At 71.8% G+C, this 14621-nt stretch carries 14 protein-coding genes; 3 read left to right on the forward strand and 11 right to left on the reverse strand.

The window, feature by feature from the left end; translation table 11 throughout:
- Positions 1-25: 25 nt before the first annotated feature.
- The 10 genes from V6R91_RS28140 to V6R91_RS28185 all read right to left on the reverse strand — a co-directional run bounded on the left by V6R91_RS28140 (position 26) and on the right by V6R91_RS28185 (position 9503).
- Positions 26-913 (reverse strand): shikimate dehydrogenase family protein, encoded by an 888-nt coding sequence (locus tag V6R91_RS28140; protein WP_336397990.1) that lies wholly within the window; start codon positions 911-913, stop codon positions 26-28.
- Complete coding sequence (gene mltG, locus V6R91_RS28145; protein WP_336397991.1) at positions 880-2496, reverse strand: endolytic transglycosylase MltG; 1617 nt, start codon at positions 2494-2496, stop codon at positions 880-882. The genes V6R91_RS28140 and mltG overlap by 34 nt, the downstream gene beginning before the upstream one ends.
- The gene (gene ruvX / locus V6R91_RS28150) at positions 2496-2963 is read right to left on the reverse strand and encodes a Holliday junction resolvase RuvX (protein WP_336397992.1); all 468 of its coding nucleotides are present in this window, start codon (positions 2961-2963) and stop codon (positions 2496-2498) included. The genes mltG and ruvX overlap by 1 nt, the downstream gene beginning before the upstream one ends.
- A gap of 13 nt (positions 2964-2976) precedes the next feature.
- Positions 2977-5634, reverse strand: coding sequence for an alanine--tRNA ligase (gene alaS / locus V6R91_RS28155; protein WP_336397993.1), 2658 nt, complete (start codon positions 5632-5634; stop codon positions 2977-2979).
- Positions 5635-5726: 92 nt separating this feature from the next.
- Complete coding sequence (locus V6R91_RS28160) at positions 5727-6008, reverse strand: ATPase (protein ID WP_336397994.1); 282 nt, start codon at positions 6006-6008, stop codon at positions 5727-5729.
- Positions 6009-6110: 102 nt separating this feature from the next.
- Positions 6111-6740 (reverse strand): 30S ribosomal protein S4, encoded by a 630-nt coding sequence (rpsD, locus tag V6R91_RS28165; protein ID WP_336397995.1) that lies wholly within the window; start codon positions 6738-6740, stop codon positions 6111-6113.
- 176 nt (positions 6741-6916) lie between these two features.
- A complete protein-coding gene (locus V6R91_RS28170) occupies positions 6917-7306 on the reverse strand; it encodes a hypothetical protein (RefSeq protein WP_336397996.1) in 390 nt (129 codons plus the stop codon).
- Between the two features lie 2 nt (positions 7307-7308).
- The gene (locus V6R91_RS28175; RefSeq protein WP_336397997.1) at positions 7309-7602 is read right to left on the reverse strand and encodes a hypothetical protein; all 294 of its coding nucleotides are present in this window, start codon (positions 7600-7602) and stop codon (positions 7309-7311) included.
- The gene (locus V6R91_RS28180; protein ID WP_336397998.1) at positions 7599-8138 is read right to left on the reverse strand and encodes a PadR family transcriptional regulator; all 540 of its coding nucleotides are present in this window, start codon (positions 8136-8138) and stop codon (positions 7599-7601) included. Before V6R91_RS28180 ends, V6R91_RS28175 begins: the two co-directional genes overlap by 4 nt.
- A 69-nt stretch (positions 8139-8207) precedes the next feature.
- Positions 8208-9503 (reverse strand): replication-associated recombination protein A, encoded by a 1296-nt coding sequence (locus tag V6R91_RS28185; protein ID WP_378881300.1) that lies wholly within the window; start codon positions 9501-9503, stop codon positions 8208-8210.
- A 238-nt stretch (positions 9504-9741) separates the two neighbouring features.
- Here V6R91_RS28185 and V6R91_RS28190 point away from each other — a divergent pair, with 238 nt between their 5' ends.
- The 3 genes from V6R91_RS28190 (at position 9742) to V6R91_RS28200 (ending at position 12367) form a co-directional block, all read left to right on the forward strand.
- A complete protein-coding gene (locus V6R91_RS28190) occupies positions 9742-10062 on the forward strand; it encodes a dioxygenase (RefSeq protein WP_336398000.1) in 321 nt (106 codons plus the stop codon).
- A gap of 110 nt (positions 10063-10172) precedes the next feature.
- Positions 10173-11699: a DUF349 domain-containing protein gene (locus V6R91_RS28195; RefSeq protein WP_336398001.1), complete on the forward strand. Its 1527-nt coding sequence runs from the start codon at positions 10173-10175 to the stop codon at positions 11697-11699.
- Between the two features lie 101 nt (positions 11700-11800).
- On the forward strand, positions 11801-12367 hold the full coding sequence (locus tag V6R91_RS28200) for a hypothetical protein (RefSeq protein ID WP_336398002.1): 567 nt from the start codon (positions 11801-11803) through the stop codon (positions 12365-12367).
- On the opposite strand, the gene V6R91_RS28205 is transcribed toward V6R91_RS28200, so the two are convergent.
- Entirely contained in the window at positions 12337-14586 is a 2250-nt protein-coding gene (locus V6R91_RS28205; RefSeq protein ID WP_336398003.1) for a RelA/SpoT family protein, read from the reverse strand. The genes V6R91_RS28200 and V6R91_RS28205 overlap by 31 nt on opposite strands.
- Positions 14587-14621 lie beyond the last annotated feature (35 nt).

Here is a 14621-nt window from a genome sequence, read left to right on the forward strand (position 1 = left end):
CAGTCTCCCACGCGGGGCGGGCGGGTTACGCCGTGTGAGGATCGACGAGCACGCGGCGCATGGCTGCGAGGGCCTCGTCCTCCCGGTCCATCGGCATGTCGGGGTCGCCGTGGCGGAAGATGCGGATCTGCAGCAGGGCCTGGTGCAGCAGCATGCCCAGGCCCGACCGTGCCGGAGCGCCCGCGCGCTCCCACGCGTCGGAGAGCGCGGTCGGCCAGTGCCCGTACACGACGTCCAGGAGCAGCCCGCCCGAGCGCGCGAGCGCATCGGCGACGGCGGCGGGCAGCTGCGCCTCGCCCGGGAGCGTCGCGATCGTCACGGGGACGGCGGGATGATCGGATGCCGCCAGCGGCGCCGGGGAGACCGCGATGCCGAGCCGCTCTCCGAGCTGCACCAGAGCGTGGACGGCCTCGGGCCGACGGGCGGCCACCTCCACCTCGCTGGCTCCCAGCTCGGACAGCGCCACGAGGGCGGACGTCGCCGTGGCGCCCGCTCCCACGATCCGCGCACGGGGGACGACGGTGATCCGGTCGTCCGAGAGCGCGCGCACGATGCCGCCGACGTCGGTGTTGAAGCCGCGGGGCATGCCCGAGTCCGTGCCCCGCAGCAGGAGCGTGTTGACGGCGCCGGTGAGCTCGGCCCGGCGGTCGCGGGTCGCCGCGGCGGCGAAGGCGACCGCCTTGAGCGGCATCGTGAGCGACAGACCGCGCCACTCACGGTCGAGCCCGGCGAGCTCCTGCCCGAACGACGCTGCGTCGACGCGGCGGCGGCCGTACGACCAGTCCAGGCCCAGCACCGCGTAGGCGGCGGCGTGCAGCTGCGGCGAGCGGCTGTGCGCGATGGGATCGCCCCATACCTCCAGACGCGTCGCGCCGGGCGTCAGCACCCCGAGTCCGGGTTGTCGGCGCACCACTGCTGCCACTGCTCGACGTATCGCAGGTGCTCGCGGTAGGTCTCGGTGAAGACGGTCTCGCCGGTGTTCATGTTGACCGTGACGAAGTAGAGCCACGGACCTTCGGCGGGATGCATGGCCGCGTCGATCGCGACGTCGCCGGGGTTGGCGATCGGTCCGACCGGCAGCCCCGTGTGGACGTAGGTGTTCCACGGGTTGGGGTCGTTCAGCGCCTCTTCGGAGGAGCTCACCGTCCCGTCGTGCATCTCGCCGTAGCCGTACTGCGCGGTGGAGTCCATCTGCAGCTTGCCGAACGTCTCCTGGTTGCTCGGATCGAGCCGGTTCTGGATGACGGTCGACACCTTCTGCATGTCCTGCTCGAACCGCGCCTCGCGCTGGATGATCGACGCGATCGTCAGGATGCGCTGACGATCCTCGGGCGGCACCCCTGCCTCGTCCAGCGACTGCACCGTGCGGTCGACGAGCGTCTGGATCGCCGACTGGGGGGTGACGCTCGGATCGAACGTGTAGGTCGCGGGGAAGAGCCAGCCCTCGAGGCTGTCGGCCTGCACGCCGTACGCGGCGGGGTCCGCCGCGGCGGCCTGCAGCTGATCCAGCGGCAGCCCGGTGCCCTCGGCGAGCCGCTCGAGCGTGCCGTCCACCGTGAAGCCCTCGGGGATCTGCGCCGTGAACTCCTGCTTGTTGGCCGGATCGAGCAGCGCCGCCAGCGCGGCCTCGCTCGTCATCTGCTTCTGCAGCTTGAACACGCCCGGCTGGAAGTTCGGGTTCTGCCCGCTCTCGATGAGGTAGTCGTAGAACGCGTCGGGCGTCTTGGTCACCCCGGCGTCGTACAGCGACTGCGAGATGGGCGAGCCGGTGTCGCCCGAGGCGATCGTCACGAACGCCTCGCCGTTGGCCAGGCCCGCCTCGTAGTCCTTGGGCTCCTCCCACCCCATGACCTCGCGGATGTTGTCCTCATAGGTGTTCCACACCCAGAGGCCGCCGGCGGCGACGCCGCCGAGGATGGCGAGGACCACGCCGAGCGCGATCCACCCCGCGGCGCGCCGGCGCCTCCGGTTCTTGGCGGGTGGCACGTCTCCGATGTCCTCCGTCGAGGTGGAACCGCTGAACAGCTCCTCGAGCGTCCCGCTCGCGAAGTCCGCCGCCGGCGCGTCGCCGCGGGGCGCCGCCGACCGCGCTGCGGAGGGCGCGGCCCCGGCGGCGGTGCCGTTCGCGGTGCGGCTGTAGGGCATCGCGGGGCCGACGCCGGCGCCGGCGAAGATCCATGGGTCGTCGTCGGAGGACGAGCCCTCGGCGCCGACCGGGTCCGCCGGTCGCGGGGTCCGAAGCGGCACGGGCTGGAATCCCTCGCCGGAGCCGTCGCCCGCCGGCGCGGCGTGAGCCGGCGACGGCGCGGAATCGCTCCGGCTCACCGGCGACGGCCCGGAGACGAGCGTCTCCCACGACGCCGGCGGAGCGGCCGCCGGCGACGAGGCCGGGGCCTGCGCAGGTGTGGCGCCGGTCGAGGACCGGCGGGCTGCGGCTTCGCGGGCGGCGCGACGCGACTGGGGGATCGCTTCGCCGTCAGGCGATGAGTCGGGCATCAGGCTGGCTCCTGGGGGACGGTGATTCCGGGCGGACGGCCGGTGCTCTTCTCGACATCGAGCGCTTGCTGGAGCAGGACGACCGCGGCGACCTGGTCAATGATGGTACGCGACGAACGCTGGGATCTGCCCGAACTGCGCAGGGCCGCGTGTGCGGAGACCGTCGAGAGGCGCTCGTCCACGAGCCTCACCGGGAGAGTGGATGCCGCGGCCAGCGCCGCCGCGAACTCCCGTGCGTCCCGGGTCGAGGCGGTGTCCTCGCCCCTCATGTTCAGCGGCAGACCGACCAGCACCTCGAAGGCCCCGTGCTCGTCGGCGAGGGCGATGATGCGCGCGACGGAGCCGTCGTCGCGCGGCACGGTCTCGACCGGCGTCGCGAGCAGCCCGTCGGGGTCGCACTTCGCGACCCCGACGCGGGCCTTGCCGACGTCGACACCGAGCCGCGTCCCCCTGCGGAACCCGCTCATGAGCGTGCGCCGCTCACGCGGCGAGGGCGTCCTTCACGGCGGCCAGCGCGGCCGGCAGGGAGGCGGCATCCGCTCCCCCGCCCTGCGCGACGTCGTCTCGGCCGCCTCCGCCGCCGCCGAGCACGCCCGCGGCGCCCTTGGCGAGAGCGCCCGCCTTGGCGCCCGCGGCGCGCGCGGCGTCGTTGGTCGCGACGATGACGACGGGGCGTTCGTTCACGACGGCGCCCAGTGCGACGACGGCGGCGTCCGATCCGAGGCGCTCGCGCACCTGGAGGGCGAGCGAGCGGACGTCGTCGGCCGACGCGGCGGTGCCGAGCGACTCGGCGACCACGAGGGTCTCACCGACGCGGGTCGCGGTGCCGGCGAGGGCGGGCAGGCGGTCTCCGAGCGCCTTGGCCTCGAAAGCCGCGATCTTCTTCTCGGCGGCCTTGAGGCTGGCCTGGAGCTCGGCGATGCGGGCGGGGAGCTGCTCGCGCGGCGCCTTGAGCGAGGAGGTGAGCTGCGAGACGAGCGCGCGCTCCGCGGCCAGCGACCGGAAGGCGTCGAGGCCGACCAGCGCCTCGACACGGCGGTTGGAGGCGCCGACAGACGATTCGCCCACGAGGCTGATGAGCCCGACCTCGGCGCTCGCCGACACGTGCGTGCCGGCGCACAGCTCGCGCGACCACGGGCCGCCGATGTCGACCATGCGCACCGTGTCGCCGTACTTCTCGCCGAACAGCGCCATCGCGCCCAGGGCCTTGGCCTCATCCAGCGGGAGCACGCGCGTGGTCACCTCGAGGTTGTCCCGCACCGCGTTGTTGGCGATCTCCTCGATCTCGGACTTCGTCTGGTCGGACAGCGACTGGCCCCACGAGAAGTCGAAGCGCATGTAGCCGGCGCGGTTCAGCGACCCGGCCTGCGTCGCGGTCTTGCCGAGCGTGTCGCGCAGGGCGGCGTGCACGAGGTGGGTCGCGGAGTGCGCCTGGCGGGCGGCGCGGCGGTTCGCGGCATCCACCACCGACGTGGCCGGCTGGCCGACGCCGACCTCTCCGGTGGAGACCTCGACGGTGTGGCTCACCAGGCCCGGCACGGGCTTCTGCACGTCGAGGACCTCGAGCTCGTAGCCCGGACCCACGATCACGCCCTTGTCGGCGACCTGTCCGCCCGACTCGGCGTACAGCGCCGTCTCGGCGAGGATGACCTCCGCGATCTGCCCGACGCTCGCGCGATCGACCGACGTGCCGTCGACGAGGATGCCGAGCACGCGCGACTCGGTCTCGAGGTCGGTGTACCCCGTGAAGACCGTCTCGCCCTGCGCGCGCAGATCGCGGTACACGCTGGTGTCGGCGAGCTGACGCTTGCGGGCGCGCGCATCGGCCTTGGCCCGCGCGCGCTGCTCCTGCATGAGGGTGTCGAACGCGGCCCGGTCGACGCTCAGGCCCGCCTCCTCGGCGATCTCGAGGGTGAGATCGATCGGGAAGCCGTAGGTGTCGTGCAGCAGGAACGCCTCATCGCCGGGGATGGAGGTCCCGCCGGCGGCCTTCGTCCCGGTCAGGGACTCCTCGAGGATCGCCTCACCCGCGGCGAGCGTGCGCAGGAAGGTGGCCTCCTCGGCGAGGGCGTACTGCGAGATGCGCGCCCAGTCCGTCTCGACGACGGGGTAGGCATCTTTCATGGCGTCGCGCGAGGCCGCGAACAGCTCTGCGAACGTCGGCCCGTCGACGCCGAGCAGGCGCATCGAGCGGATGACCCGTCGCATCAGGCGGCGCAGGATGTAGCCGCGGCCGTCGTTGGACGGCGTGACTCCGTCCGACATGAGCATGAGGGACGAGCGGACGTGGTCGGCGACCACACGGAAGCGCACGTCGTCGTCGTGGTTCGCGCCGTACGTGCGGCCCGACAGCGCCACCGCGCGGTCCAGGACCGGACGCACCTGGTCGGTCTCGTACATGTTGTCGACGCCCTGCTTGATGAACGCGATGCGCTCCAGGCCCATGCCGGTGTCGATGTTCTTGTTCGGCAGCTCCCCCACGACGTCGAAGTCGTACTTCGAGCGCACGTTGGTGATCTCGTACTGCATGAACACGAGGTTCCAGATCTCGACGTACCGGTCGTCATCGGTGGCGGGGCCGCCGTCGACGCCGTACGCGGGGCCGCGGTCGAAGAAGATCTCCGAGCAGGGGCCGGCGGGGCCCGGCAGCCCGGTGCTCCAGTAGTTGGTGTCCTTGCCCAGACGCTGGATCCGCTCCTCGGGCAGGCCGGTGAGCCGCAGCCACAGGTCGTGGGCCTCGTCGTCCTCCTCGTAGACGGTCACCCACAGGTCCTTCGGGTCGAAGCCCAGGCCGCCCTCCGCCTCGGCGCTCGTGAGGAGCTCCCACGCGTAGCGGATCGCGCCTTCCTTGAAGTAGTCGCCGAACGACCAGTTGCCCAGCATCTGGAAGAACGTGCCGTGCCGAGGGGTCTTGCCGACCTCCTCGATGTCGTTCGTGCGGATGCACTTCTGGTTGTCGGCGGCCCGCGGATAGGGCGCGGGCACGTCGCCCGACAGATACGGGATGAAGGGCACCATGCCGGCCACGGTGAACAGCAGCGCAGGGTCGTCGGTCACGAGCGAGGCCGACGGGACGATGGTGTGGCCGTTCTTCTCGAAGTAATCGAGGAAGCGCTGGGCGATCTCGGCGGTCTTCATGCGGGTCCTTGCTGATGCGTGCGGGGGCGTGCGTGAGGGAGAGGGTGTTTCGAGGGTGTTCGGAGCCGGTGGCCGCGTGGCGGCCGGCGTCGTCAGTCCGCGATCTTGCGGGCGGCGGTCTGAGCCGAGTCGAGGACCTCGGATGCCGCGGCGGCGGCCGTGCCCGCGGCGTCGGCGGCGGCATCGCGCACGTCGTCGACGATCCCCGCGAACCGGGACTCCTGCTCGCGGTACGCGTCGCCGATGCGGTCGGTGAACTCTGTGATGCGGGCGTCGACCTCGGCGAGGATCTCGTGGCCGCGCGGGTCCTTGTTGACCAGGTGCGCGAGGACGAATCCGCCGGCGATGCCGAACAGGAACCACAGGAGCTTCATGTCACCACTTCCTCGCGGGGCCGCCGGAGCGCGGCATCCTCCCATCGTATGCGGAAACGACGAAGGGCGCCGGGTTGCCCCGGCGCCCTTCGTGCGACCGTGTTACCGGGCCGCGTAGTACTCGACGACGAGCTGGACGTCGCAGACCACGGGGACCTCGGCACGCTTCGGGCGGCGCACCAGGCGGGCCTGGAGCTTGTCGAGCTCGACCTCGAGGTAGCCCGGGACCGGGGGCAGGACGTCGGCGTGACCGCCGGCGGCCGCCACCTGGAAGGGCTCGAGGCCCTCGCTCTTGCCCTTGACATGGATGAGCTGACCCGGCTTCACGCGGAACGACGGGCGGTCGACGAGCTGGCCGTCCACGAGGATGTGGCGGTGCACGACGAGCTGACGCGCCTGCGCGGTGGTGCGGGCGAAGCCGGCGCGGAGCACGAGGGCGTCCAGGCGCATCTCGAGCTGCTCGACCAGGTTCTCACCGGTCAGGCCCTGGGTGCGGCGGGCCTCGTTGAACTGGATGCGCAGCTGCTTCTCGCGGATGCCGTACTGCTCGCGCAGACGCTGCTTCTCGCGGAGACGGACGGCGTAGTCGCTGTCGGCCTTGCGCTTGGTGCGGCCGTGCTCGCCCGGAGCGTAGGGACGCTTCTCGAGGTAGCGGGCGGCCTTCGGGGTGAGCGCGACGCCGAGCGCGCGCGACAGACGGACCTTGCGGCGGTCCTGGGACTTCGTAGCCACGAAGTGTTCCTTTCGATGACGCTGCCGTGTCTTTCACGGCTCGCGGGCGTATCGCCCTGTCTTCGCCCTGTCCGGACTGCACGCCGGGGCATGCCGGCAGGTCGGTGAAGAAGAGAGGGGATGCCCGAAAACGGAGTTTCGAGCCGCTCAAGCCTACCAGAGGTCCGCCGGGCCCTTCATGAGAGGGCGACGACCAGCGTGGCGGCTGCGAGAGCGGCGCAGGCGGGGGTCATCGTGAGGCGCTCGGCCCGGCTGCGCGAGACCGCGTTCATGGCGATGCCGACGACGAAGTAACCGAAGAGCACCCAGGTGATCACCGCGACGGCGGGGCTGTCGCCGCCGGGCAGCGCGCCCGCCCGGCTGAGCAGCACGACAGCGAAGGCCGCGTACAGCACCACCGAGACGGCGCTGCCGATGCGCAGGCGACGCGGCAGCACACGATGGGCGCCGCCCCACACGAACCTTCCCCACGGTGCGCCTGCGGCCACGCAGGCCTGCAGCACCGCGAGCGCGCACAGGATCAGCGTGGCAACGGTGGCCGCGACGAGGGCGGGGGTCGGCGGCATCCCTATCTCCACACGAAGACGGCGATGAGGAAGATGGCGTACGCGATGCCCGCTGCGACGGCGAGCCCGTTCGACAGGCGGCCCCAGCGCGCGCGGACGGCCGCGATCGCGAAGGCGGCGGTCAGGAGGGCCCACACCAGCGTGTGGCCGCCGTCGACGACGGCCAGGCGCAGCCCCGTGGCCTCGGGAACCTCCACGCCGTCGCCGACGGTGGCGAAGACCACGGTCACCACCAGGGCGGCCGCGGACGCGAGTCCGAAGAGGGTCCGCGCGCGGGCGCGGGGCTTCGCGGTCATGGCAGCTTCTCCCCCATCTCGTCGATCCAGGCGCGCATCAGCGCGTGCGAGCGCAGGCCGTAGTCCAGCGTCGCGCGCTGGTACGCGAACAGCCGCTGGGTGGCGGGGTCGAGATCCCCCGTCCGCGCGTCCACCTCGACGGCGAGGGCTTCCAGCGCCCGCCGCGAGTCGTCGACGTGCTCGCGGATGGTGCGGAGGACGCCGGCGCGGTCCGACGCCGGCTCGAGCCTGCCGAGGAGGAACACCTTGGCGAGCACGGTCGTCTCGGCCTCCGTCCCCTGCGGGATGGGCGCCAGCATCCAGGTCCGCCACCGTCGGGTGCCCTCGTCGGTGATCCGGTGGACCTTTCGGCCGCGCCTGGTGCCGTCGGCCTCTTCGACCACCACCGCGCCGGCGGCGGTCAGGTGCTGCAGGGCGCGTTGGATGCTGCCGGAGCTCGCGCTGTAGAACAGCGAGATCCCCGCGGCGAACCGCTTCTGGAGGTCGTAGAGCGACAGCGGCCCGCCGAGCAGCAGGCCGAGGATGACGAATTGCATGGGCGCCCCCGGGGTCGAACGCCACGATATCCCTTTGAGGGATATATATCTACCTCTGAGGGATATCGATCAGCTGCCGTCGAGGATGCGCCGGATCTTCTCGAGGCGCGCCTGCACGTCGCGCTCCGCGCCGAGCGCCTTGGGCTCGTAGTACCGGCGTCCGCGCAGCTCGTCCGGAAGGTACTGCTGCGGCGAGATGCCGATCTCGGCGTCGTGCGGGTAGACGTAGCCCTTGCCGTGACCGAGGCGCTTGGCGCCCGGATAGTGCGCGTCGCGCAGATGGACCGGGACCCGCCCGAAGCCGCCCGCGCGCACGTCGGCGATCGCCTTGTCGATCGCGAGGTAGGCGGCGTTGGACTTCGCCGTGGTCGCGAGGTACGCCGTCGCCTCTGCCAGCGGGATGCGGCCCTCCGGCATGCCGATGAACTGCACGGCATCCGCGGCTGCCACCGCGATCGGCAGCGCGTGCGGATCGGCCAGTCCGATGTCTTCGGCAGCGGAGATGATGAGCCTGCGGGCGATGAACCTGGGGTCCTCCCCCGCCTCGATCATGCGGGCGAGGTAGTGGATGGCGGCATCGACGTCCGAGCCGCGGATCGACTTGATGAACGCGCTGATGACGTCGTAGTGCTCGTCCCCCTGGCGGTCGTAGCGCAGCAGTGCCCGGTCGACGGCCTGCGACACCTGCTCGGTCGTGATCTCGGGGACCCCGGCCGCCTCGGCGTCGTCGGGATCGTCGTCGGGAACCGCGAGGGATGCCGCGGCCTCGAGCGCCGTCAGGGCTCGCCGCGCGTCCCCCGATGCCAGGCGCACGATCGCGTCGCGAGCCTCGTCGCCCAGCGCGACCGCGCCGGACAGTCCGCGCGGATCGGCCACCGCCCGGTCGAGCAGCATGCGCAGGTCGTCGTCGGTGAGCGGCTTGAGGGTGAGCAGGAGCGAGCGCGACAGCAGCGGGGAGATGACCGAGAACGAGGGGTTCTCGGTGGTCGCCGCGATGAGGACAACCCAGCCGTTCTCGACGCCGGGCAGCAGGGCGTCCTGCTGCGCCTTGGTGAAGCGGTGGATCTCATCGAGGAAGAGGATGGTCGACTGCCCGTACAGATCGCGTTGCGTCAGCGCCTCCTGCATCACCTCGCGCACGTCGCGCACGCCCGCCGTCACGGCGGACAGCTCGACGAACCGCCGGCCGGAGGAGCGCGCGATCGCCTGGGCGAGGGTCGTCTTGCCGGTGCCGGGCGGCCCCCACAGGATGACCGAGGTCGCGGCGCGCGCGGCCGCCTCGGGGTTCGCGAGCGTCACGAGCGGGGATCCCGCGCGCAGCAGGTGCGACTGACCGGCCACCTCGTCGAGCGAGGTCGGACGCATGCGGACCGCGAGAGGCGTGAGCCCCTGGAAGAGCGCGGTCGGACTGGTCACGCCTCCAGGCTATCCCGGTGCGCGGACGGCGGATCCGGGGCGTTTTGGCCGCCGCCGGGCGTGCCCCGTAGGATCAACCCGCCCGGGCGCGCCCCGGGAGCACCGCGCGGCCCGATCCGGTCCGGAGCGGACGACCGGGCCCTCCCCCGCGCGGGACGGCCGGCGACGAGGCGAACGAGGAGGTCCCGTGGCGACCGGTGGCAAGGATCGCGGCGCACGTGCCGAGAAGGAGCGCTCGCGGCTCTATCAGGCGCGTCGGCAGTTCCATGAGGACCAGGCCCGTCGCCGTCGCCGCGACAATCTCATCGCCGGCATCGCGGGAGGCGTGCTGGTGCTGGGACTCATCGCCGCGCAGACGGTCTATTTCGTGGCGGGGCCCGGAGCACCTGCCCCGTCCCCGACGTCGGTGACCACGCCCACGCCCTCGCCGACGGAGCCCACCCCGTCGTCGACGCCCGCGCCCACCACGACGCCCGAGCCGACGCCGAGCCCCACCGCGACGTCCTGACGAGGTCGATCTCCGAGGCGGCGAAGTCATCGGAGTCGGGGCATCCGCCGTACTAGGCTTTAGCCGTCCTACTCCCTACAGACGGCGCGAGCCGCGATGAGGTGCATCCCGTGACTGCCGCAGCAGACTTCCAGCCCGAGACCGACGCCCCCGAGAACACCGGGACCGGCGAGAACGAGAACCCCGCGACCGCGGAGGCGGCCGAGATCACGGCGGACGGGACGGATGCCGCGGCCGCGGCCGACGGCTCGCCCGACGAGGCCCCCGCGGACGCCGAGCCCGAGCAGACCCCCGAGTCGACGGACGACGCCGAGCCCGCGGTCGCCGACGTTGAGCCCGCGGTCGCCGACGCTGAGCCCGCGGTCGCCGACGCCGGGCCCGCCGCCGGCGCCGAGACGCCCGCTCCGGCGTCCGACGAGCCTTGGGGCCGCGTCGACGAGGACGGCACCGTCTCGGTTCGCGAGGCCACCGGGTGGCGCGTCGTGGGCCAGTATCCCGACGGCTCCGCCGAGGAGGCCCTGGCGTACTTCGAGCGCAAGTACTCCGACCTCGCGAGCGAGGTGACGCTCCTCGAGGTGCGTCACCGCCGCGGCGGCGCGTCCGCATCCGACCTGCGCGCCACCGCCCGCACCATCAACGGCAAGCTCGACGGCGCCGCGGCGGTCGGCGACCTCGCGAGCCTCGCCGCCCGCGTGGCTGCTCTCACCGAGACCCTCGCCGCGGAGTCAGAGACCGAGGCCGTGGCGGCCCGAGCGGCTGTCGACGACGCCGTCAAGGCACGCACGGAGCTCGTCGAGAAGGCCGAGGCCCTCGCGGCGCGCGACCCCAAGACGGTGCAGTGGAAGCAGGCGAGCGCCGACCTCAACGCGCTGTTCGAGCAGTGGCAGTCGCAGCAGCAGAGCGGCCCCCGCCTGCCGAAGTCGACCGCGCAGCAGCTCTGGAAGCGATTCCGCGACGCCCGTGCGACGGTCGACAAGCACCGTCGTGCGTTCTACGCCGAGCTCGACGAGGCCCACAAGACCGTCCGCGACCGCAAGAGCCGTCTGGTCGAGAAGGCCGAGGCGCTGTCGTCCAAGGGCGAGGACGGCATCCCCGCCTACCGCGAGCTGCTTGACGAGTGGAAGACCGCCGGCCGCGCCGGCAAGAAGGTCGACGACGCGCTGTGGGCTCGGTTCAAGGCCGCCGGCGACGCCCTCTACGGCGCACGCGTGGAGCGCGAGGCGGCGGACGCCGAGGCATCCCGCGAGAAGATCGAGCTCAAGCGCGGTCTGCTCGAGGAGGCGAAGGCGGTCGGCGACGAGCGCGACATCGCCAAGGCGAGGTCGATCCTCACGGGCATCCAGCGCCGCTGGGACGAGATCGGACGGGTCTTCCCGCGCGACACCGAGCGCTCCCTCGACGACGAGCTCCGGCGCGTCGAGAACGCGCTGCGCACCCGCGAGGACGCCGACTGGAAGCGGAACGACCCCGAGCAGAAGGCGCGCGCCAACGACATGACGCGCCAGCTGACCGACGCGATCCAGAAGCTCGAGGACGAGGTGGAGGCGGCCAAAGCGACGGGCGACAAGCGCGCGATCGCGAAGGCGACCGAGGCGCTGGAGGCCCGCCGTTCGTGGCTGAAGGCACTGGGCGGCTGAGCCGACGCACGCACGGCCGGAGGGACCGACGCCGGTCGCGTTCTCCACAGCCCGGCCGATGCGGCGCCCGCGACGGCCGCGCGCTGCGGCACACTTCCCCCATGGGATCGCCGTTCCTCTACTTCACCGACGATCGCCTCTCGGAGGCCGAGCTCACGGCCGCCTGCCTCGACGGCGACCTCGTCGCACTCGGTGACGCGTACATCCCGGCCGACGCCGTCGAGACGGCGGCGCTGCGGGCGGGGTCGCTGACCCCGATCCTCGGCGACACCCTCGCCGCCACCCACCTCACCGCCGCGTGGGTCCATGGCGGGCTCCCGCTGCCGCCTGCCCGGCACACCGTCCAGCGGGCGGTGGCGCGGCGGCTGCACCTCGTCCCCGACCGCCGGCTGGTCTACCGCGACCTCGCCGTCGCGCCCGACGACCTCCAGCGCGTCGGCGGCGTCCTGGTGACGACGCCGGAGCGCACGCTCGCCGACCTCGCCCGGCTCGGCGACGGGCCTCACGTGCGGGCGGCGCGGCTGCTCGCCGCGGCCGCTCCGGCCCTCGTCCCCCTCGCGATCGCACGTCTGGAGGCCGGGACGCTCCCCCACAAGCGATCAGCCCTGTCGGTGCTCCAACGGATCCAGGCCGCGGATCAGGACGACGTGACGCGGTACACGTCGTAGACCGCGTCGATGCGCCGGACCGCGTTCAGCACGCGGTCGAGGTGGACGATGTCGCCCATCTCGAACACGAACCGGCTGAGGGCGAGCCGGTCGTTCGAGGTCGAGACGGTGGCCGAGAGGATGTTGACGTGGTGCTCGCTGAGCACGCGCGTGACATCGCTCAGCAGCCCGGAGCGGTCCAGCGCCTCGACCTGTATCTGCACCAGGAAGACGCTCTTGGTGGTCGGCGCCCACTCGACGTCGATCAGGCGCTCCTGGTCCGCCATCAGCGACTTCACGTTCGTGCAGTCGGTCCGATGCACCGAGACGCCGCTGCCGCGGGTCACGAAGCCGACGACCTCGTCTCCGGGGACCGGCGTGCAGCACTTGGCCAGCTTCACGAGGATGTCGGGGGCTCCGCGGACGAGGACGCCGGAGTCCCCGCCGCGCGGCGCGCGGGAGCGACCGACGACCGGCAGGTCGATCGGACCCGTCGTGGTGTCGTTGGCGGCGACGAGCGCGGTCACCTTCTCGATCACGGACTGCGTCGAGACGTGACCTTCGCCGACGGCGGCATACAGCGCGGAGACGTCCTCGTAGCGCAGTTGGTGGGCGACCTCGGTGAACGAGTCCTGACTCATCAGGCGCTGCAGCGGCAGGTTCTGCCGGCGCATCGCGCGGGCGATCGACTCCTTGCCCTGCTCGATCGCCTCCTCGCGGCGCTCCTTGGTGAACCAGCCGCGGATCTTGTTGCGCGCGCGGGTGCTCTTGACGAACCCGAGCCAGTCCTGGCTGGGGCCGGCGTCGGGGTTCTTGGAGGTGAACACCTCGACGACGTCACCGCTCTTGAGCTCGGACTCCAGCGGCACCAGGCGGCCGTTCACCTTCGCACCCATCGTGCGGTGGCCCACCTCGGTGTGCACGGCGTAGGCGAAGTCCACCGGGGTCGCGCCGGCCGGGAGGCCGATCACGCGCCCCTTCGGCGTGAAGACGTAGACCTCCTTCGCGCCGATCTCGAACCGCAGCGAGTCGAGGAACTCGCCCGGGTCGGCGGTCTCTGCCTGCCAGTCGGAGATGTGCGCGAGCCACGCCATGTCGGTGTCGACGGACTTGGCGTCCGTCTTGCCGCCGTTCATCTGCTCCTTGTACTTCCAGTGGGCGGCCACGCCGTACTCCGCCTGCTGATGCATCTCGTGCGTGCGGATCTGGATCTCGACGGTGCGCCCGCCCGGGCCGATCACCGTGGTGTGGAGCGACTGATACAGGTTGAACTTCGGCGTCGCGATGTAGTCCTTGAAGCGCCCGGACAGCGGCGTCCAGCGTGCGTGGATCGCACCGAGCACGGCGTAGCAGTCGCGGACGCTGCCCACGAGGACACGGATGCCGATGAGGTCGTAGATGTCGTCGAACTCGCGACCGCGCACGACCATCTTCTGGTACACCGAGTACAGCTGCTTGGGGCGGCCCATCACGCGGCCGCGGATGCGCAGCTCGCGGAGGTCGCTGTCGACCGCGGCGATCACGTTCTGCACGTACTGCTCGCGCTGCGGCGTGCGCTGCTTGACGAGGCTGTCGATCTCGGCGTACAGCTTCGGGTGCAGCACGGCGAACGAGAGGTCCTCGAGCTCGGACTTGATCGCCTGGATGCCGAGCCGGTGGGCCAGCGGCGCGTAGATCTCGAGCGTCTCGGTGGCCTTCTTGCGAGCTTTCTCCGGCGGGACGAAGCCCCAGGTGCGCGCGTTGTGCAGCCGGTCGGCGAGTTTGATGAGGAGTACGCGGATGTCGCGGGACATCGCGACGATCATCTTGCGGACGGTTTCGGCCTGGGCGCTCTCGCCGTACTTGACCTTGTCGAGCTTCGTGACCCCGTCCACGAGCATCGCGACCTCGTCGCCGAACTCGCTCGTGAGCATCTCGAGCGAGTAGTGCGTGTCCTCCACTGTGTCGTGGAGCAGGGCCGCCGCGATCGCACGCGGGCCGAGACCGAGGTCGGCGAGGATCTGGGCCACCGCGAGCGGATGCGTGATGTAGGGCTCGCCGCTCTGCCTCGCCTGGCCGGAGTGGGCGGACTCGGCGACCGAGTACGCGCGCTCGACGATCGACAGATCGCCCTTGGGGTGGTGCGTGCGCACCGTGCGCAGGAGCTGCTCGACGTCGTCGCGCCGTGCCGACCGCGAGAAGATGCGCGGCACGAGACGCCGAAGCGACGAGGACTGGGCGGGGGGAACGGTCTCGGTCATTCGAAACCCTCCCCTCCGCCGGACCTCACAATCCT

This window comes from Microbacterium sp. CCNWLW41 (assembly GCF_037083505.1).